We start from the raw sequence: 20,023 nt of genomic DNA on the forward strand, positions 1-20,023 counted from the left end.
CGCTCCGTCAGAGGTTGAAGTCGCCTGCAGTCAGGTCGTGCGACCCCTTGATGCTGAGCTTGAAGTCCGCATCGGCTCCGCCGGAGACGTTGCCCTGGACGACCGTGTAGTCCTCGCCTTCACGGATTTCATGGGTGACCATGAGCTGACCCCTGCCCGTGAAGCCGTCCGACACCAGGGTGAAGCTCTGCTTGCCCGTTTCGCACCAGTTCGCGTCCATGCCGCTGAGGTCGATCTTGTCGCCGGGCTGGAACCCGAGGATTGTATCGCCGTCGGCATGTTCGGCGGAGAGGAAACGGAACACATCGTTGCCGTCGCCGCCGTCAATGATGTTGACGGCACCGCTTGCGGTGATTGTGTCGTTGCCTGATCCGGTGATGATGTTTTCGATGCCCCAAATCGTGTCGGAACCAGTCTGAATGCTCGAGACGCTACCCCGGCCCAGGTGCCCTGTGCCGAGATCGGCGGTGATGTTGGCGGTGATCGCCGACATGTCGAGCGTGTCGTTGCCCGATCCGCCCACCATGTCGTCGCCGTAATAGGTGTCATTGCCGTCACCCGCTTCGGCCACGATGATGTCGTCGCCGTTTCCGCCGAAGACCGTGTCGTTGCCCGACCCGCCGTTGATAAAGTCGTTGCCGTTCTCGCCGAGTATGCGGTCGTTGCCGCCGTCCCCGTAGAGCATGTCGGCACCGCCACCGCCGAAGATGTTGTCATCCCCGCCATGGCCGAAGACAACATCGCGTCCACCGAGGCCGTCGATCGTTTCGCCTGCGGCGGTGCCGATCAGGGCATCCGCACCGGACGTCCCGACGATCGCTCCGGCGACCGTCGGTCCCGGGTTGGTATCCCCATCCGATGGCTGGCCGCACGAGCCGTCATCGCCGTCCTCATCATGATCGTCGTCATCATCATCGCCATCATGGCCATGATCATCGTCGTCATCGTGATGGTCATCGTCGCCGTGATGATCATCGTCGTGTTGGCTGTTGTCGTCGTTATCATCGTCGTCATTGCCGAGGACGAGTTCGCCAAGTCCGAACTGCGGCCCGCTGCCCGTGCTGAAGAAGGTAACGGTATGAGTTCCACTGGAGATGGTCGTCGAACCGTCAAGGTTGGAGGTGCGGGTATAGTCGTCGATCGTCTTGCCGTCTTCGAGTTCGACCACGTCCTGCGGACGGAGCGTGCCGATGATGGTGTCGTTCCCGCCCTTGGTCTTGAACACGATCCGGTGGGCCGAAGCGAGTTTGGAAATGTCGACCGTGTCGTCACCGTCCGTGCCGATGATTGTGATCGTGCTCGTGCGGAGGCTGGTCTCCTCGCCCTGCTCGGCGAAGTCGCCGATCAGCTCGAACCTGTCGCCACCCGCTTCGCCGACGCCGCTGGCCGACGTGCCGTTGATGACGATTTCCTCGATCTCCGACAGTTCGGCGATGACTTCCGTTGTCGTCTCCGCCCCGTTCACGACCAGCGTCCGGGTGACCACGATTTCGGTGGCGGCTCCCTTGAGGACCAGGTCGGGGTAAAGGGTCGTGGCGTCTTCGGCAGGATAGAAACGGAAGATTTCGTAGCTGGAGTTTCCGGTGATGACGAATGTATCGCCACCGATGCCTTCCGACCCGCCGTCGACGACATCCCATCCGCCGGTCCCGCCCTCAGGAGCGGTCCAATGGATGGTGTCGTCCCCGGTTCCGCCATTAAGGATATCGTCGCCGGTGCCGCCGTCGATCGTATCGTCCCCGGCCAGGCCGTTGACGGTGTCGTTGCCGCCAAGACCGTTGATGACGTCGTCTCCGGCAGTGCCGTTGAGCGTGTTGTCGCCCGCGTCGCCTTCGATCACGACATCGACGTCGTTGGCCAGGATGAAGTCCGTCCGGTCGATCGCGTTCGATCCCGTGCCGCTGACCCCTGTCAGGATGATGGTGCCACCCGCAACAGTCACATGGGTGTCGCCTCCAACGGTAGTTATCGCAACCGCAGTCCCGAAATTGGCGTCAGTTATGCCAAGGCCGCTGAGGTCGATCTTGTCCTGGCCGCCGCTCGGGTTGGCATCGAAGCTTGCGACGGTGTCCGTGCCGAAGTTGGCTTCGTTGTAGACGATGGTGTTGAAACCCCCGCCGACATTGATGGTGTCGTCGCCGGCACCGCCATGGATGGCATCGTCGCCGTTTCCTCCGTTCAGCGTGTCGTTGCCGTCTCCGCCGAAGAGAGCGTCGTCACCGTCACCACCGACGAGCCTGTCGTCGCCGAGACCGCCATAGAGACTGTCGGCACCAACTCCGCCGGTGATGATGTTGTCGAGCTCGTTGCCTGCCCCGGTGAAGTCGCCTGTTCCGGTATAGGTCAGCCGTTCGACATTTGCGTCCAGCGTGTAGCTCGCAAGCGAGGTCTGCACGGTGTCGGTGCCACCATTGGCAAGCTCCACCACGGTGTCCCCGATGTCGTCGACGATATAGGTGTCGCCCCCGGAGCCACCGACCAGAAGGTCTACGCCCGCGCCGCCGTCGAGGATGTCCGCGCCCGCGCCGCCGAACAGCATGTCGTCACCGCTGTTGCCCAGCAGGGTCGAGGCGACGCTGCCGCTGACATCGGCGAGGATCGTGTCGACATCGGCTTCCGCGGTGATCTGTCCATCGGCATTCGTATCGGTGCTCAGAGCGTAGGTGCCGCGGAAAATCTCGTCACCTTCGTCGTCGGCCAGGTAGAAACCATATCCGCCGTAGCTGCCGCCGTCGAAGCTGACCGTCTCGACCGTCCTTCCGTTGTTGTCGAAATGATCGGTCACGGTGATCCGCTGGCCGTTCAGGTCTATCCGCATGTCGCCGTCGGCTTCACGAACGAAGTTCAGTTCGCTCAGCGCGGCCCCGCCGAGGGCGATGCTGATCTTGTCATTGCCGCTCGCGTCATCGACCGTGTCCTGGCCGTCCGTCAGGCCGAAGACGTAGATGTCGTCGCCGCTGCCGCCGTTCAGCTGGTCGTTCCCGCTGCCGCCGATCAGGACGTCGTCGCCCGAGCCGCCATTCAGCGTGTCGTTGCCTTCGAAGCCCATGATCACGTCATGGATCAGGCCTGTCCCGGCGACGTTGCCGTTGAGGGTCTCGCCAGCGGCGGTGCCGTTGATGACGTTCATGGTTAGGTCGGTGAACTCGAGACGTTCGACGTTGCGGACCGTGTCGCGTCCGTCGAGGACCGGCTTTTCGGTCACTCCCTCGATGTTGTCGCCGAGAACGTCGGTTTCGTCGGCTGCGGGAGGCGTGTGGTCGACGTAGAGGCTGTCATCCGTGTTCACGCCGAAGCTGTAGTTCACCCGCAGGTCCGTGAAGACGGCGGTGTCGATGTCGCCAGCCTGGTTGCCGTCGACGATTTCGCGGACGATCCTGAGCTGGCCCGGATTGAGGGCGCGGCTGAGCATCGCCTGGTCAAGCGTCATTCCGGAGAAATTCGCGACGCCGCCCGGATTGTAAAGGTCGGCCGGATCCTGGGCCGCGAGTCCTTCCGCCGTGTTATAGAGCTTGCCCGTCATGCCGTCGGCGGTTGCGAGCAGCGTGTCGGTCTGGTTGCCGTTCGCGTCCAGCGCGAAGACCGCGATGCGCACGTTGAGCCATTTGTCGCCGTCGATTACGTCATTTCCGGCAAGGCCCATTATCCTGTCGCTGCCGCCGCCGCCCAGGATAATGTCCGAGGCGTCGTTGGTTTCGAAGGCGACAACCTCCTCGGTGCCGTCATTGCCGACCTGGGTGTGGCGGGCGCTGTGCGCAACGATCTGGTCGAGGCCGGAAATCAGCGAGATGTTCTTTTCCAGCAGTGCGTTGGAGTAGGAGTCCAGGATCGAATCCGGACCCGGTATGGCTGCCGTGCCTTCGAGTTCGGCGCGCGTGTTCGTGTTTTCGATGCGGCCGGTGAGCACGTCATCGAATTTCCAGCCGGAGAGGCCTTCGACCAGGTCGAAGCGGTCGCGCAGGATGAAGTCTTCCTGCGTCGCGAAGATCGGAATGCCCAAATCCGAGTTGGCCGCGACCTCGTCGCCCTTGTGGATCGCCCAGTCGAAGCCGGACATGCCGTTGTTGCGCTGGATGCCGACGCCCTGGAGCATGATGTCGTCGCCGGACTCCGCGTCGTAGTCGACGTCGCCCCGCTGGCCGTTCAGCACGTCGTGACCGATGATGGACGAATTGAAGAACAGCTCCGAATTCTCGCCTGCCAGCGTGTCGAAGCGGCCGCCGCCTTCCAGCCAGTCGTTTCCGGCTTCGCCCAAGAGGAAGTCCATGCCGTCGCCGCCAAGGATGAAGTCGTCGTCGGTGCCGCCCATGACCGTCTTGCCGTCAGGTCCGGCGATCAGGAAGTCCTGGCCCTGGTTGCCGAAAATCAACGACAGGCCCGAGCCGCCGTGGATGACGTCGTTGCCCTCTTCGCCGTGAAGGAAGTCGGCGGCTCCGATGTCGGTGCCGGAATTGGTGATGATGTCGTCGCCAGCACCGCCATGGACGTGGTCGACGCCATAACCGCCTTCCAGGCGGTCGTCGCCGTCGCCTCCCCAGAGAGTGTCGTCGCCTTCGCCGCCGATGATCGTGTCGTTGCCGGAGGTGCCCTGCATGACGACATGGTCGCCGCCGTTGTAGCGCAGGTAGTCGGTGACGCCGTCGCCGTCGGTGTCGCGACGGTCGACCATCTTCGAAATGGCTTCAAGCGTGGCATTCTGGTGGACGGGATCGGGAAGCCCCGTCATCGCCGCCTGCCTTGCCTCGTCCATATAGAGCACGAGGTCGGGACGCGAGAAGATGTCGCCGGGGATCGCGGTGCCGTCCGCGCCGAGATCGGTGTTTCTCAGCACCATCTTGGCGAGCGAATTGCCCTCGAGTTCCGAAAGCAAGTTGAGGCCCTGGACGCGCGACAGGTAGTAGAAGCGGTCGCCGTCTTGCAGGTTTTCCATCTGCAGTTCGAAAACGGCAGAGAAGGTCGAACCCAGCATGCCGCCGAAATCCATCTTCTTCTCGGCGAGGCCGCCCATCCAGAAGTCCACGGTGTCGAGTCCGCTGTTGGCGGCTGTCCACGTGCCCGTGCTGTTGAGGAAGTCGAGACGGTCGGTGATACTGGAAGCCAGGATCACCTTGTCCGTGTTGGTTATCCCGTCACGGAACGTCTGGTTGGTCCCGAAGACGATGGCCATGGCCGCGGCGCGCTTGCCCGCGACGCTTTCCTGCGCCTCGATCGCCTCATGCGTTCCATAGGCCGCGATGAAGTTGACGATGGAAGCCGGGTTTTTCAGATTGAGCGCGAAGTCGGCCCAGCTCGTATAGGGGTCGAGCTGGCTGTCGCCGCCTGCGGCCGCCTGAAGCTGGGCGCGTGCCTCGTTGAGCGTCGGCATGTTGGTGTCGCGGCCGCGGGCGATGTTGATGGCCGCCAGATCGAGGGGAATGCCGACCAGCTGGTTGCGCAGCACGTTGGTGACGAACTCGTCGATCTCGTTGCCGACTTGCCCGCTGATGCCGCGCATGACCGCTCCGGCCGCCATATCGTGCGTCATCGTTCCCGAATTGTCGTAGGCAAGCGGATTGAGGAAGGCCTCGAACAGGTCCAGGTGGTCCGTCGTCCCGTCCGTGTGCACGCGGTCGACAGTCTCCCGCAGCATCGAATGGCCGAAGCGGTAGATGACGTTGGCGAACTCGGCGAAGATCGCGGGGTTAATGTCCGGATCGGGTTCGAACAAGAACGCGTCGACGTCCGGCTGCATCTTGCGGGCGAATTCCTCGAAGACGAGGTGCTGGTATTCCATTTCGGTGGTGAAACGCCCGGCCTGGAAGAGGCGTTCGCCGTCCCACAACAAGCCTTCGGCCCATGCAGCGTAGCCGGGGTCGGTGGTCGCCGGAATGCCCGTGACATCGGTCAGCAGCCATTCGTTCAGGAAGTCGACATCGCCCGAGGCTATGATCACTTCCTTGGCGTGCTCGACGACACGGTTGTGCTCGGAATGGAAGATGTGGTGGATCGTCGTGAGGCCGATGTTTTCGTTGGCCCGGCCGTCGCCCGCGATGAAATGTGCGTCGAGCATTTCGTTGTCGTAGGTCAACGGATTGCCGTCGTCGCCGGTGACGGCGTCATCGTCGGCAACCAGTGGCAGCGCTGCGGTAGCCGGATTGTGGTCGTGATCGTATGTGCCGGGTGCCGCGTGGTGCGCGATGTCGAGAAGGAATGCCTGCGGGGTTCTGAAAGCTCCGGCCAAGGTCGGATCAATCGCGCCCGCTCCCGCCGAACCTTCGACGAGGTCGTCGACCCCGAGACCGACGACAAGCTGCGGAAAGCCGTTCTCGCCCGGGATGAAGTTGCCGTATTCGTCGGTTGCCAGAAGCGGGACGCTGCCCACGTCCATGTCGGTTAGCTTGATGCCGAGAATGTCGGCCGCCTGCGCCTTGACGTCGCCCCAGGTGGCCATGCCGCCCTGTTCGCCTTCCAGCAAGTGCCCTGTCGCCACGGGTTTGCCGTCGACGAGCTTGTATTCGCGCAGGAAGACCTGGATCGAAGCGTGCGACCCGTAGGTCTGGTTCTGGTCGACCCATGGGGTCGTCGTGTTCATGGCGTTGTCGCCGGTGCTGGCCCTCGACATCGGCATGAAATTCGTGTGCGAACCCGGCACGTAAAGCGGGTCGTCGGGCGAGAGCGGAATGTAGACGGTGCCATTGTTGCCCTTCGCCACGTGGTCGAGGCCGTGGTCGAAGAACTGCCCGAACAGCGTGAAGACCGAGCTGTAGGGCGCGGAATCGCCGATGTCCGGCGACACGTTCGGCAGGAAGACGGTGGTGCCGTCCATCTCGATGCCATAGGCGGCAACGTCCGCGTGCCAGGCGTCGCGGATCGGGGACAGGGCCGCCTCGTTGTCCCCCAGGGCCTCTGCGATCAGCTTGTACTGGTTGTATCCTTGCTGCAGCGCGGCGACCGCCGCCCCGAAGTCGCCCGTATATTCGGCGTGCTCCAGCGCGGCGATGATGACCGCCGGATTGTCCATGGTCTGGTCGACGATCAGGTTGGAGATCAGCCTGGGATCGGCGTCCGCGACATCTCCCGGAACGCCGTAGTCGGTGTTCGTCAGCACCATCCCCGGCCCGAACGCCATGCTGTCGCCGTCGGCGTCGTTCAGAGGCGCGCCAGGTTCTGTCAGCCGCGGGAACTCGCTGTCGGCAGCGCCCCATTCCACCCGTCCGGGAACAAGGTTGTTGTGGCTGCCGTCAACGGTGCGAAGTCCCCAAGGCGAAAGCGGATTTCCCACCAGTTCGGCAAGGTCTCCGCCCGCCGCATGTGCCTCGGCGATCTTGATCTGCTTCAGGATGAATTCCAGATCGTGTTTGACCAAGCTTACCATAATTACCCTCCCCTGGCGCGCTTCGCGCCCTTGCGTCCCGAGCAATTGCAGCAACCGTTCGGCGGCTGTCTTGCGGTCTTCGGGACCAGCCCAGATCGTGGGAGAAGATGCGAAATGGAAGGGGAGATGTATATTTCGGAAGGTCTGACGAAATTGCTTCCTTGTTCGTCTGAACGAACCTCGGCGATCGAATAGACTTGGGCTAGACCATGGTCGTGGTTTGGATGGGACCAAGTGCCATAGCCGGAATGCTTTTCGTCGGCTATACAGTCATCGCGACACTTGGCTGGGGGCTATTGTGGCGGATACGGCAATTCAGTACGCCGGGTGGCACTCCGCAAACTTGGCCAGGGGGTTCCGCGAATGGAGCCTGTCCAGGCAATTCGCCGTGGCCGGGGGGCTGGTCATGCTGGCGACGGCAGCCCTCGCCGGAATGATCATGTCCGGCATCGTGACCAAAGCTACGGTCGAACATACGGCGGCAAGGACCGCGTTATTCATGGACAGCTTCCTGTCTCCCCATGCGGGGAGCCTGGCTGAAAATGACACCCTGGCCCTTGAGGCCGCTGCTTCGCTCGACCGCCTTCTCGGTTCAGAAGATTTCAAGAAGAGGTTTCCGCATCTCGAAATATGGAAACCCGACGGCTTCGTCGCCTATTCGACTTCGAGCGAACTGATAGGGCAGAAATTTGCTCCGCCCGCTGGGTTGAAGGCGGCCTTGCAGGGCACGATTTCAGCCCAGTACACCGACCTCGAGGCGCAGGAACATGTGGCGAGGCACATCAACAAGAAATTCCTCGAAATCTATGTCCCCGTACGGGAAGACCATTCGGGACGGATCATCGCCGTCGCGGAAATCCATGAACTCCCCGGCCCGCTGGAGGAGAAGCTCATTCAGATCCGGCTCCAGACCTGGTTCGCGACGGCCGGGCTTACCCTGCTGGTCATGATGAGCCTCTACGGCATCGTCTACCGCGGAAGCAGGACTATCGCCGAGCAGCAGGAAAGACTCCGCGAAAATCTCGAGGAAGTCAGGGAATTCTCCGAACAGAACAGGATTCTCAGGGAGCGCTCGCAGCGCGCATCGAGCCGCGTCGCCGAACTGAACGCCAAATACCTGAGGAATGTCGGCGCGGAACTGCATGACGGCCCGGCGCAACTCGTGGGCTTGGCAAACCTGAAAGTCGAACATATCCGCCGCGCCCGGACGGATGCGAAGCGTAACGAAGAACTCGACTTCATGGATGCTGTGCTTACGGAGACTCTCCGTGACATCCGGACGATTTCCAAGGGATTGATGCTGCCGGAAATCGAGGAGATTCCACTTTGCGAAGTCATCGATCTTGTGGCGCGGACACACGAAAAGCGGACTGGGACACAGGTTGAGCTGGACTGCACACTTCGCGGCGAGCCGTTCGCCCATTCGGTAAAAATCTGCGTCTACCGCTTCGTGCAGGAGGGCCTCAACAATGCATTCAAGCACGCAGGCGGGATCGGGCAGTCGGTTTCCTGCCGGCTGGAGAGATCGTTGCTGACTGTCTCCGTGCGGGACGGCGGCGGCGGGCGGACACCGACGATGGCGGAGTTTGGCCTCGGTTTGACAGGGATGCGCGACCGCGTGGAGAGCTTGGGGGGAACAGTGAACATCAGGCAGAACAAAGCGGGAGGCACCGTCGTTGAAATGTGCCTGGAAATTGACAGGGGGAGCGTCAAGTGAGCGGGCGGACATCTGTAGTCATTGTGGACGATCATGCGCTGTTCAGGGTCGGAGTGGCGCAGACACTCAATCTTGATGACGACCTGGAAGTAGTGGGAGAAGGAGGGTCGGCGGCAGAGGCTCTGGAGCTTGTCGTCCGGCATCGTCCCGATGTCGTTCTGCTCGACATAAACATGCCAGGGAACGGCATCGAGGCAGCGAAGGAGCTTCTCGAACTGGACAATGCTCCGAAGGTAATGATGCTCACGGTCTCGGAAGAAGACGACGACATAATGCGTGCGTTGGAGACGGGAGCCGTCGGTTACGTGTTGAAGGGGGTGAAGGCGAACGACCTAATCGATGCGGTCAAGGGCATCGCGGCCGGAGAGTCGTTCGTGTCGCCAAACCTTACGCTGAGAATCCTCGGAAACGTAACTGGCAAGACACCGACAAGCGTATTGTCGTCACTGACAAGACAGGAAGAAAAGACGCTCCGCCTGATGGCTACGGGTTTGAGCAACCGTGAAATCGGAGAACAGTTGGGTATCGTCGAGAAAACTGTCAAATACCATGTCACGAGGATCCTAAAGAAGCTAAACGCCCGCAACAGGGTCGAGGCTTCTCTTGTTGCAGAACGGATTTGGGGGAAGGTTTCCGGGCGATAACCCGTACAGCAATCAAGAGGTACGCCGCCAAGCCCCACCTGCCTTGGTCAACGGTATCCTGGATGTCGGGGAAACAAACGGGCACTACGTCAACCAGATATTCCTGGGCGACGTGGCGGAGCGCTGTCATAGTGTCCCAACCACCGCTGCAGACTGACGGCTGCTTTTGGGATAACCAACTGCTCACCGGAATGGCCGAGATGGGGGCGCAAAACGGACATTGCTGCTCCCTTGCGCGCTACGAGCGAAGGACGTGTATTGCGCAATACAGCGGGATCGTATTGCGCAATACACGTTACTTCCTCGTTGGATCGTGCTCAATCACGCGCGGGCCGGCCAGGCGCTCCAGTTCTTGATGCACTCTCCCAAACTGCAAGACGTTCTTCTTCACCACCTCGGCCTGGCGCTCAGAGGTCGGCGGCGCCGCGGCCGTGTTAGCGCTACGATCGCCTAGCATCTCGTGGGTCAGCGTTGGGAGATCCTTGAAGCCGAAGCATTCCAGAATGAACATCTGGCCCTGCATTGCAGTCTTGATGTCGCCGGCCTCACGAGCGTCTCTGACAAGCGAACGCAACATTTGCATCTCTTCACGTGCGTTAATGGCAGCATGTTCGATGGTGCGGCTGACCTGCTTTTGCTGGATTTCCGCAACGCGGGCTTTGATGCGCTCATTTGCACTCAATCGAGCAGCGTTACCACGGTGCGGTTTGTAGCCCGCCTGCACATACGCTTTGTCAGCACTGAGGCCTTTGGCGAGCCCTTGGGCCATACGTTCGTGTTTGGCGTTCTCCACGACTGGCATCGTGTCACCCGCCATCGTCTGTTGCGCTAGACCTTGCATGCGCTGTCGAGCAGTTCGTTGCCGTCGCTACGCTTTCGATAGAACCCAGGCTCGGCCCTTGTCCGCGGACGGATGTGTCGAACTGCACCGAGATCTTCACAACAGCCCCTCCAAGTCGGTGAACATTTCGAATGCATCCTGCATCGCCAACTCCACCCAGTCGACGCTGGCGGTCGGGCTGCGGTCATAGCGCTTATGCATCATGACCAATGAGCCGGCTAGTAGGGTTGCGATGAGACGTCTGAACTCTTCACAGTTCTGCGTTTGGCTCGCGGCACCGACGATAAGACGCGCGAGCTTGCTATAGTCGGCTGTCATGCTGGGGGACCTTCTGGATTGGCTTTTTCTGCAATTCGGAAACGCGGCCTTGAAGCTCTCTTTGTACCCAAGCAGACAGCCATTCCGCGATGTGGCTGTAGCCAGCCTTCGCAGAGGCTTCATCAGCGCTACGTCCTTCGGCGAGTTCTTGAGCCATACGTTCGTGCTCGGCGTCTTTCAGGGCTGGCATCGTGGTCCTCAAAGGGTCGAGAGCGCGATCTAAGCCGCACGCTGCTTCTTCTGGAGCGTGCGCATCAGAGCATCGGAAACGGGACCGATTGCCTGCATCTCACTCAGCTGTGGACCGCCTCCGCGCGCTTGCTCGTTGGTCGGCTGCGCGCTCGGCGGTCTGCCCGCCTCATGTGGCATACTATATGTGTATGCTTCCGGCGTACCGTCGTTGGACTCAAATTTGTGGCCATCGTGCACTGGCGGCGTACCTGTCGTACGCTTCGAGCGTACCGTTGTGTCGGACTCGGTACCCCGTGGACGTACCTTGCGTGTGCTTTCGGCGTACCGGTTTTTTTTCTTGTCCGACAGAAGGGCCCTGTCATGAGATCCGAGATCAGCCGGTGCCCTCCAACGCATGAACTCTTTGGTTGGCACATCAGCAATGCGGATCGGCTCGTCGATTGCATACTCAGTCAATCGGTAAGTGCTCGCCCGCAGCGACCCATCTATACGGACTTTGTTGTCAAAGCTCCCACGCTGGACCAACTTGATAAAGCCCCGATCAAAAAGTTGCGCGAAAGCCAGAGGTATTGGCTTGTTGCTGCAACCAATCAAGGCGGCCGCTTCGCGACTGGACATCGAGATAGCGCCGTTATTCTGGCCGTTGTATTTGCGCTTGAACTCTATCAGGAGAGCACGTGCGTAGACGTTAAGCGAACGGAAGGCTTCGCTTTTGGTTTCCCACTCGTAGAAGCGGAGATGTTTGTCGCCTATTGACCTGCGTGTCCTCACGCCACCCCCCCTTCGATCCAGTCGGGCAGGCTTTCGAGGATAGCGAGCGCGGTGGCATCCACAGACCCACACAAGTCGTGGACAGAGCGCAAGCGCACCTGCCGGGTCTGGCAGTAGCGCTTGCCCTCCCACCTTGGTTGTCCATGCCTCTTTCCGGCGAGACGCTGTAGGATCCACTGGATGCCATCCCGACCTTCGATGATCCGGCAGACGGCGTTAATGTTGGCGACCACCGTCGGATAGTCGTCAGATTCCTCGCGCTGACGGCTCCTCGGCGGGGCAGCTTGCTCGGGATGGCGGATTTGGATTAGATCGTAGCCGCCGAATCCGCGGCCGAGCGCTTCGATATCCTGAGAGCCCGCCGGTTGCATCTCACGCGGCCTCTTTCGCCTTGTTTTCGATAAAGGCCCGCAGCGAGGCGACGGGGAGCAAGCTCTTGCGGCCGAGCTTGATGAGCGGGATTTCCTTCGCGGCGATCAACTCGTAAAGCTTCGACCGTCCGACCCCAAGCAGATGGCATGCTTCGGTGATCGATACTGCAAGCGGCTCCGTCATTGTCCGTCCTTCCTCGTTTGCGCCAGTCACTACTGGCCGTCGCCGGACAACATCGGACGTTGGGTGAGACTTTGCGCCTGATCGAATCAGATTTTTTTTTGTGCGTTACGGCGAAACCTCAGAAGCCGCAGAATGCGCTGGTCGATGCTGCGCGCCGACGCCTTGATGCCGACAATCTCGGCGGATGCCATAACGAATCTATTCAGAGGTCCACCTGGTTCCCTCGGCGTTCCCGTTGTGCTTCGGCCGGCATAGCGCCCAGTGATCTCCTCGTAGATGGTCATATGGGTCGCTATCCAAGTGTTGAGCGCCACATCTCCGGAATTTCCTTCTCGAACCGTGAGTTTCCTGACCCTTTCCAGTCTGTTCTGACCGCGGCGGGCCCGCTCTGCCAAATCGTCCACAGCCGCCACAGCGGCGCCGAGATCCGCTTGATATCCTTCGATTGCTGCCGCATGACGTCGAAGCGCGCTGTCCTCTAGTTCGTATTTAGCGGCCTCGTCAGAGAGCAACAATGCTAGCTTGCGATCCGGCAGCCTGTCGTCCCATGAGCCTTTGTCGGCGCCGAGTCGGCGCAGGATCGCTTTGACTGCCGTCGAGAGCTTACCGCTCAGATTGTGGGCTGCCGGACGCTGGTCGATGCCGCTGCCAATCTTGATGCTAGCGTGTTTTCTGAATCGCGCGCACGCGCTTGCCAGCGCTTCTATTGCCGACTTCTGTTCCTTGTCCGGGATCAGGCGGCTGCGGTCTAGCGAGGCGAAGTACCAAGACGCGGCATCCCTAAAGCGCTCGCGGAACGGCTTCAGCTTTTCCAGGTCAGAACCGTCTCCGATTGCTAAGGCAATCCGATCTAACTGTTGATCGTCGTAGCGAGGCGCGTGCGAACCGGCGAGCACTTACGTCCCTTCTAGACATGGGCATGCCAGGTCGTCCCTGCTCGACGCCGCTCGTTCGAGTGCGTAGCACGCGCCTGCGTCGTGCTTTCCGTTCGGTCGAGGCTCAGGCATCTCGTCTTCGATCGCAACATTCGCCACAGGGGCCGCAGGAAAATCAGGAGATGCTATCGGCTTGTCGAATGATTGTCCTATCCTGATGTTCGTCATGGCGTCGCGCGCAGGATCACCACGGTGCTTTGTTGTCGCTCAGCTTGACCCCCGATGATCTCCATCAACCGCCTATCCCAGGCGACAAGGGCAGCTTCAACCCGATTGTCCAGTCTCGGCCGGCTGTAGTGCCTGACAAGTGTGCGGGTGTCACGGGATCCACGTTGATGCCCCACAACTGCAGCAATGGTGTCGAGAGAAATTCCCAATTCGTCCATGACGCTGACCACTGTACGCCGAAGGTCATGGGTATTGAACTTCGGGCAGGGTAGGGCGCGTTTCTTGAGCGCATGCCCCACATCCGTGGAAGTGAGGGCGCGATCGGAAAGTGGAGTACGGAACACGTTGCCACGCTTGCGTTGCACCAGCGCCGCCTCAACCAGTTCCCGCGCCTTCCCTACAAGTGGCGTAACTCGCTCCTGTTTGTTTTTTGAACGGGGAGGCGGCAGCGTCCAGATGAGCTTGTCGCCATCAAATCGTAGTTCCGACGCATCGATGCCGGCAATCTCGCCGATACGGGCGCCAGTGCAGAGTTGGAGCCTCAAGGCAGTGACGCAGTCCAGCGGCATGCTTTCAGCGCCAGCATCGAGCCACGACCAGAAGGCCTTGATTTCGTCAGGCGTCAGAACCCGGTCGCGCGGATTGCCGCGCCCATAACCCTCGGTGCCGGCCGTAGGATCGGTTGTCGCATACCCCTTCGCTATGCCCCAGCGATACATCGCGCCGATCACCTGACGGCGCTTCTCCGCCTCGCGAGGATGCTCATCGGCAACCGGGTCGAGGAGACTGCTTATGTCCGCTCGTGAGAGGTCGTCGGCAGCCATCTGCAATTTGGACGCCAGTGCGCGTGTCAGGCGGCGCTCGATCTCGCCGGCGGTGCGCAACTGCCCTCCTCTTCGATTCGGGCTGCTAATAGCCTTCGCATAGCGCTCGATCAATTTCTCGAGGATGATGCGCCCTTCATCGGCTTTTCGGGCCTCGATCTCCTCCGAGAGGAGGTCCCGCCCTTGCCTGGCCGCCTTCACAATTGCGGAGGCTCTGTCACGGGCATTGGCCAGCCCAAGCCCATTGCGGCCATTTGGATCGCATAGGCCCAGCGACACGCTCTTCGTTGAGCCGCCCTTGATCCGATAAGCGACATTCCAGGTCATGACGCCGGAGGGGGCAACCCGAACGCGCAACCCGACCTGCTGGTCATCAGAGACGTAGTAGGCTGCCGCCTTCGGACGAAGGGCCGAGAGTACTGTCGCCGTGAGTCGCCTGTTCAAGGGTTCAGACTACCTCTGATGCCTGGGTCAGCTCCGTAGCAACACTATAGCAACATTTTTGGCGGAAGTCAGCGAACGATGATGGATGATCGCGACCATTATCCACTTGAAATCGTTGAAGCATGGAAACGGTAACGAACAGGCGCAAACAGTGGCGAACGCCGGTTCAAGGGCTGGATGCAGACCTGGTTCGTCCACATGCGCGATCCGATGCTGCTCCTGCGCGAGTTGGGGCCGGGCTCCTTCGTCATCGCGCAGATACTGTTCGCCGGCATGGCGCTCTCGGCGCTGGCTCATCCCTTCCTTCTGGTGACCGGGCTGGTCCTGGCCGTCGACCTGGCGCTCGCCAAGCCGACCGGCACACTGCGGGCCGCGCTGCTCACCATCGACTTCGTCAACATCGCCTGCGGCTATCTCTCCTTCCTGCTGCTCGGCTGGCGAACCCTGGCGCTGCGCGAGAAGCTCGGCTTCTGGAAAATCGTGCTGTTCACGCCGGTCTACTGGACGATGATGTCGCTGGCCGCCTGGCGCGCGGCCTGGCAGCTCTGGCGCACGCCGCATCTCTGGGAGAAGACGCCGCACCGGCCGCTCGGGCGCGCCACCGCCGCCTGACCTATTTCAGCAGCTTCGGCCCGGCGCCGACGATCTTCGGGTCCGGCTTGCCGATCGCCTCGATGTCGCGGCCCGCATAGTCGAGCGCCAGCAGCACGTGGCGGATGACCTCGATGCGCGCCCGCCGCTTGTCGTTCGAACGCACGACGGTCCACGGCGCATGCTCGCTGTGCGTCTCCTCGAACATCTCGTCGCGCGCCTTCGTATAATCGTCCCAGCGCACGATGCCGGCTATGTCCATCGGCGAGAACTTCCAGTTGGTCAGCGGGCTGTGACGGCGGTCATGGAAGCGCTCGAGCTGCATCTCCTGGCTCACGTCGAGCCAGAACTTGAAGAACCAGATGCCTTCGCCGACGATCATCTTCTCGAAGCGCGGCGTCTCCTTCAGGAAATGCCGGTATTGGTCGGGTGTGCAGAAGCCCATCACCGGCTCGACGCCGGCGCGGTTATACCATGAGCGGTCGAAGGTGACGAATTCGCCCTTGGTCGGGAAATGCGCGATGTAGCGCTGATAATACCACTGGCCCTGCTCGGTCTCGGTCGGCTTGGGCAGCGCCACGTTGCGCGCCGTGCGCGGGTTCATGTATTCGCGCACCGCATTGATGGTGCCGCCCTTGCCGGCGGCGTCGCGCCCCTCGAACAGGACCAGCACGCGGTTGCCTGAAGACTGCTGCCAGGCCTGCAGCTTGACCAGTTCGATCTGCAGCCGCTCCAGCGTCTTTTCGTATTCGTCCTCGTCCAGCTTCTTGTCATAGGGAAAACCGCCGGTCGCGACCGTCTTCTTGTCCACCCAGTCGGGCAGAACAGGGTTGTCGATGTCGAAAACCCGCTCCACGCCGGCCACCTTGATCTTCAGCGGCCCTGTTGCCTCGGGCTTGTCGTCCTTCTTCGCGGTTGCCATCCGTGATGCACCCTTTCCTGTGACATCAGTCATGCTATTGGAAGCCGATGGTCGATACCAGACGGGAAGAACGAACGCGCCGGTTCCTGAGCCTCGCCGCGGGCCGGCTGGCGCAGAGCCGCTGGATGCTGGGCGCGGGCTTTGCGGCGGTGCTGGCGGTCGCCATCGCCGGCGGCGCTCCCTGGGCGCTCGTCGCCGCAGCCCTTCTTTTCGTGCTGGTCGTCGCCTTGCTTGCGCCGCGCCGTACGCGCCGGCAGCGCGATGCAGAGCGCGCCGCCGCTGCCGAAAACACCCAGCTCGACGGCCTGTCCGCGCAAAGCCTTGCGGCGGCGGTCAGCGATCCGCTGATCATCTTCGATGCGGCGGGCACGGCGGTGCATGTCAACGACGCTGCCCGTTCCGCTTTCGGCGCCATCGCGCCCGGCCTGTCTCTGCTCATGAAGTTCCGCGCTCCCGAGATCCAGTCCGCGATCGAGCGCGTGCGCAGCGGCGCCGCCGCTTCCGAGGTGGTCGACTATGTCGAGCGCGTGCCCATCGAGCGGGTATTCAGGGTGACGGTCTCGGCGATCGGCCGCGGCACCGGTCTTTTCGTCGTCGTCTTCAAGGACCAGAGCGAGACCCGTCGCATCGATCGCATGCGGGCCGACTTCATCGCCAATGCCAGCCATGAGCTGAGGACGCCGCTCGCCTCGATTTCCGGCTTCGTCGAGACGCTGCGGGGACCGGCCAGGAACGATGCCGGCGCCCGCGATCATTTCCTGCAGATCATGCAGAACCAGACACAGCGCATGGCGCGGCTGATCGACGACCTCCTGTCGCTCTCGCGGCTGGAGATGAAGCCCTATTTGCCGCCCGGCGCCACCGTCGACATCGGCCAGATCGTGCAGAGCGTCATCGACTCGCTGTCGCCGCTGGCGAAGGAGTCCGGCGTCGTCATCGAACGGACCTTCGGCGACGAGCCGGTGGAGGCGAGGGGAGACCGCGACGAGCTGTTCCAGGTGTTCGAGAACTTGATGGAGAACGCCTGCAAATACGGCCAGGCCGGCGGCCGCGTCGTCGTCTCGATCGAGAAGCCCGCCGCGCCCGGTCACGAAGTCGCAGTCACCATCCGCGACTTCGGGCCCGGCATACCCGAGGAGCATATCCCGCGTGTCACCGAGCGCTTCTATCGCGTCGACATCGACAACAGCCGCAAGGGTACGGGGCTCGGCCTTGCCATCGTCAAGCACATCCTGACCCGCCACAACGGGCGGCTGACGATCAAGTCCACCCTCGGCGAGGGCGCGGCCTTCACCGTCCACCTGCCGGTGAAGTGAGCCTCAGTAGGTCGTGCGGCCCCCCGAGAGGTCGAAGGTCGAGGCGGTCGTGAAGCTGTTGTCGCGGCTGACCAGCCAGGCGACCATCGAGGCGGCCTCGTCGACCTCGAGGAAGCGCCCGCGCGGGATGCGCACCAGCATGTAGTCGATGAACTCCTTGGTCAGCGTCTCCAGGATGCGCGTGTTGGCGGTCGCCGGCGTCACCGCGTTCACGGCGATGTCGTATTTGGCGAGTTCCTTGCCGAGCGACTTGGTCAGGCCGAGCACGCCGGCCTTCGCCGCCGAATAGGCGGAGAGGTTCGGGTTGCCTTCCTTGCCGGCGACCGAGGAGATGTTGACGATGCGGCCGTAGTTCCTGGCCTTCATCGACGGGATCACCACCTTGTTCACGTAGAAGGTGCCGTTGAGGTTGATTTCGACGACGCGGCGCCATTCGTCCGGATCGTAGTCTTCGAGTGTGGCGTTGTTGCCGGCCACCCCGGCCGAATTGACCAGGATCGACACCGGCCCGACTTCCGCTTCGGTCTCGGCATGCGCCCGCTTCAGGCCCTCCAGATCGGTGATGTCCACCGTCTTGGCGGACGAACCGTCGCCGAGCGCCGAGACCGCCGCTGCAAGGGCGTCTGCGTTCATGTCCCACAGGCTGACCTTGGCGCCGGACGCCAGCAGGCGGCGGGCAATCGCGAAACCTATGCCCTGCGCGCCGCCGGTGACGACAGCGGTCTGGCCGCTCAGATCGATCTGGTTCATGAAATTCTTTCCTTTCATGTGCTCGGGATCGACTGGCAAAATGTTGTCGCAGTCGTCAAGAGCCAGCCGGGCCGCTTCTTTCGTCTTTCGCGGTCGATTGCCAGCTTAGCGTCTTTTCATTGCCGGGAGCGCGGATGCTTTGCTTTCCGGTTTCTTTTTTCTGTCATCCGGTTAGCCTATCAGCAAGTTTTGACGAACATGTCCTCCTTGAGTCTCCGTCGGCCGCCATGAACACGCATATTGTCCATTCCTATGACGAGGAGCTGAAATACCTCGCCAACCGTCTCGCCGCGATGGGCGGCCATGCCGAGCGCATGGTCGATCAGGCGGTGCTGGCGCTGGTCAACGCCGATCCCGGCCTGGCGCGCAAGGTCATCGCCGACGACGACTTCCTCGACGAGACGCAGCGCGAGATCGACGACAAGGCGATCCTTGTCATCGGCAAGCGCCAGCCCATGGCGTCCGATCTGCGCGAGGTGATCGGCACGATCCGCATCGCGGCCGATCTCGAACGCGTCGGCGATCTCGGCAAGAGCATCGCCAAGCGTGTCGTCGCCGTTACCGAGGGGCGCCAGCCGCTCAGCCTCTTCCGCGGCCTGCAGGCGCTGGCCGAGCTCGCCCTGACCCAGCTCAAGGAAGTTCTCGACGTCTACGCCTCGCGCTCGGTCGATCGCCTCGCCTTCATGCGCGACCGCGACGACCAGATCGACGCCATGTACACGTCGCTGTTCCGCGAGCTTCTCACCTACATGATGGAAGACCCGCGCAACATCACGCCCTGCACGCACCTTCTCTTCTGCGCCAAGAACATCGAGCGCATTGGCGACCATGCCACCAACATCGCCGAGACGATCTTCTACATCGTCACCGGCGAGCAGATGCCGCTGGAACGGCCCAAGGAAGACAAGAGCCACAAGGTGGTTCTGTCGGGCGGGGATGCCGACGGCAGCCAGTAGGCAGTCGGCTGCAGGAACAACAAAAAGAAGCCGCGGTCGCGCTGAGGCGACCGCGGCTTTTTCTATGCCTGATGCCGATTGCCGGCAGCTTACCTGCGGCGCCGTTCCGCCGCCGGCTGGAAAGCGACCTTCGAGTGAAAGGTGCAGTAGGGGCCCGTTTCGGCGGTGTCGTTGCCGCAGAACGAAAAATCCTCGGTCAGCGGGTCGCCGTTCGGCCACTTGCAGGTGCGTTCGGAAAGCTGCACGAGCTGCAGCCGACGCGAGATCGGCACCACCACGTCTTCCGCCGGCCGGTAGCGGACGACCGGCTCGACGTCGAACTGCGCCTGCAGCGCGGTCGCGCCGATCGAGGTGGTGGTCATGCGCGTGACGGTCGAGGCGCGGCTCACGCTCTTCGTTCCGCCGGCCGGCGCTGCGGCCTTCTTCTGCCGCGGGGCTGCGGTGGTGGTGCGGCCGCGGCTGGACAGTTTCAGCCGGTGCACCTTGCCGATCACGGCGTTGCGCGTGACCGAGCCCAGCTGAGCAGCGATCTGGCTGGCGCTCAGGCCCTCCGACCACAGTTTCCTCAGAAGTTCGACGCGTTCGTCCGTCCAGTTCATGGCTAGGGCGCTCCAGTGGACCGTGCGGAATCCGGAATCCATCGGCATCCCGGCGCTGCCGGGTTCGACACCACATATACGCTTAGGATTAGGGTTGCCGCACGAGATATAGTTTTTGTTGGCTTC

Annotated in this window: 17 protein-coding genes; 5 read left to right on the forward strand and 12 right to left on the reverse strand. The window is 61.9% G+C overall.

Annotation, left to right across the window (positions count from 1 at the left end; all coding sequences use genetic code 11):
• Positions 1-7 precede the first annotated feature (7 nt).
• On the reverse strand, positions 8-7,354 hold the full coding sequence (locus D8676_RS04365) for a peroxidase family protein (protein WP_121579577.1): 7,347 nt from the start codon (positions 7,352-7,354) through the stop codon (positions 8-10).
• Between the two features lie 406 nt (positions 7,355-7,760).
• On the opposite strand from D8676_RS04365, the gene D8676_RS04370 reads away from it, so the two are divergent.
• Positions 7,761-9,071, forward strand: a complete 1,311-nt coding sequence (locus tag D8676_RS04370; RefSeq protein WP_147448149.1) for an ATP-binding protein — start codon at positions 7,761-7,763, stop codon at positions 9,069-9,071.
• On the forward strand, positions 9,068-9,715 hold the full coding sequence (locus tag D8676_RS04375; RefSeq protein WP_121579579.1) for a response regulator transcription factor: 648 nt from the start codon (positions 9,068-9,070) through the stop codon (positions 9,713-9,715). Before D8676_RS04370 ends, D8676_RS04375 begins: the two co-directional genes overlap by 4 nt.
• Before the next feature lie 295 nt (positions 9,716-10,010).
• Here the strand turns inward: D8676_RS04375 and D8676_RS04380 are convergent, their stop codons facing one another.
• The 8 genes from D8676_RS04380 to D8676_RS04415 all read right to left on the reverse strand — a co-directional run bounded on the left by D8676_RS04380 (position 10,011) and on the right by D8676_RS04415 (position 14,763).
• Complete coding sequence (locus tag D8676_RS04380; protein ID WP_147448150.1) at positions 10,011-10,532, reverse strand: hypothetical protein; 522 nt, start codon at positions 10,530-10,532, stop codon at positions 10,011-10,013.
• 120 nt (positions 10,533-10,652) lie between these two features.
• Complete coding sequence (locus tag D8676_RS04385; RefSeq protein ID WP_121579581.1) at positions 10,653-10,874, reverse strand: hypothetical protein; 222 nt, start codon at positions 10,872-10,874, stop codon at positions 10,653-10,655.
• The gene (locus D8676_RS27225; protein ID WP_183096969.1) at positions 10,858-11,064 is read right to left on the reverse strand and encodes a hypothetical protein; all 207 of its coding nucleotides are present in this window, start codon (positions 11,062-11,064) and stop codon (positions 10,858-10,860) included. Before D8676_RS27225 ends, D8676_RS04385 begins: the two co-directional genes overlap by 17 nt.
• 29 nt (positions 11,065-11,093) lie before the next feature.
• Entirely contained in the window at positions 11,094-11,837 is a 744-nt protein-coding gene (locus D8676_RS04395) for a hypothetical protein (protein ID WP_121579583.1), read from the reverse strand.
• Positions 11,834-12,208 carry a hypothetical protein gene (locus D8676_RS04400; RefSeq protein WP_121579584.1) on the reverse strand — a complete coding sequence of 125 codons (375 nt, stop codon included), beginning with the start codon at positions 12,206-12,208 and terminating at the stop codon, positions 11,834-11,836. Before D8676_RS04400 ends, D8676_RS04395 begins: the two co-directional genes overlap by 4 nt.
• Position 12,209: 1 nt before the next feature.
• Positions 12,210-12,392: a helix-turn-helix domain-containing protein gene (locus D8676_RS04405; RefSeq protein WP_121579585.1), complete on the reverse strand. Its 183-nt coding sequence runs from the start codon at positions 12,390-12,392 to the stop codon at positions 12,210-12,212.
• 86 nt (positions 12,393-12,478) lie between these two features.
• A complete protein-coding gene (locus D8676_RS04410; protein WP_121579586.1) occupies positions 12,479-13,288 on the reverse strand; it encodes a hypothetical protein in 810 nt (269 codons plus the stop codon).
• 203 nt (positions 13,289-13,491) lie between these two features.
• Positions 13,492-14,763, reverse strand: coding sequence for an integrase family protein (locus D8676_RS04415; RefSeq protein WP_121579587.1), 1,272 nt, complete (start codon positions 14,761-14,763; stop codon positions 13,492-13,494).
• A gap of 177 nt (positions 14,764-14,940) precedes the next feature.
• Between D8676_RS04415 and D8676_RS04420 the strand changes: the two genes are divergently transcribed.
• Entirely contained in the window at positions 14,941-15,375 is a 435-nt protein-coding gene (locus tag D8676_RS04420; RefSeq protein WP_121579588.1) for a hypothetical protein, read from the forward strand.
• A gap of 1 nt (position 15,376) precedes the next feature.
• Here D8676_RS04420 and ppk2 read toward each other — a convergent pair whose 3' ends face one another.
• Complete coding sequence (gene ppk2 / locus D8676_RS04425; RefSeq protein WP_121579589.1) at positions 15,377-16,276, reverse strand: polyphosphate kinase 2; 900 nt, start codon at positions 16,274-16,276, stop codon at positions 15,377-15,379.
• Between the two features lie 47 nt (positions 16,277-16,323).
• Between ppk2 and D8676_RS04430 the strand changes: the two genes are divergently transcribed.
• Entirely contained in the window at positions 16,324-17,592 is a 1,269-nt protein-coding gene (locus tag D8676_RS04430; RefSeq protein ID WP_121579590.1) for an ATP-binding protein, read from the forward strand.
• 3 nt (positions 17,593-17,595) lie between these two features.
• Here the strand turns inward: D8676_RS04430 and D8676_RS04435 are convergent, their stop codons facing one another.
• Positions 17,596-18,342, reverse strand: a complete 747-nt coding sequence (locus tag D8676_RS04435) for an SDR family NAD(P)-dependent oxidoreductase (RefSeq protein ID WP_121579750.1) — start codon at positions 18,340-18,342, stop codon at positions 17,596-17,598.
• A gap of 227 nt (positions 18,343-18,569) precedes the next feature.
• On the opposite strand from D8676_RS04435, the gene phoU reads away from it, so the two are divergent.
• A complete protein-coding gene (gene phoU, locus D8676_RS04440) occupies positions 18,570-19,298 on the forward strand; it encodes a phosphate signaling complex protein PhoU (RefSeq protein ID WP_121579591.1) in 729 nt (242 codons plus the stop codon).
• Positions 19,299-19,387: 89 nt separating this feature from the next.
• Here the strand turns inward: phoU and D8676_RS04445 are convergent, their stop codons facing one another.
• The gene (locus D8676_RS04445) at positions 19,388-19,897 is read right to left on the reverse strand and encodes a GcrA family cell cycle regulator (RefSeq protein ID WP_121579592.1); all 510 of its coding nucleotides are present in this window, start codon (positions 19,895-19,897) and stop codon (positions 19,388-19,390) included.
• Between the last annotated feature and the right edge of the window lie 126 nt (positions 19,898-20,023).

It is taken from the genome of Mesorhizobium sp. YM1C-6-2 (assembly GCF_003666685.1).
Lineage (GTDB): Bacteria > Pseudomonadota > Alphaproteobacteria > Rhizobiales > Rhizobiaceae > Mesorhizobium_K.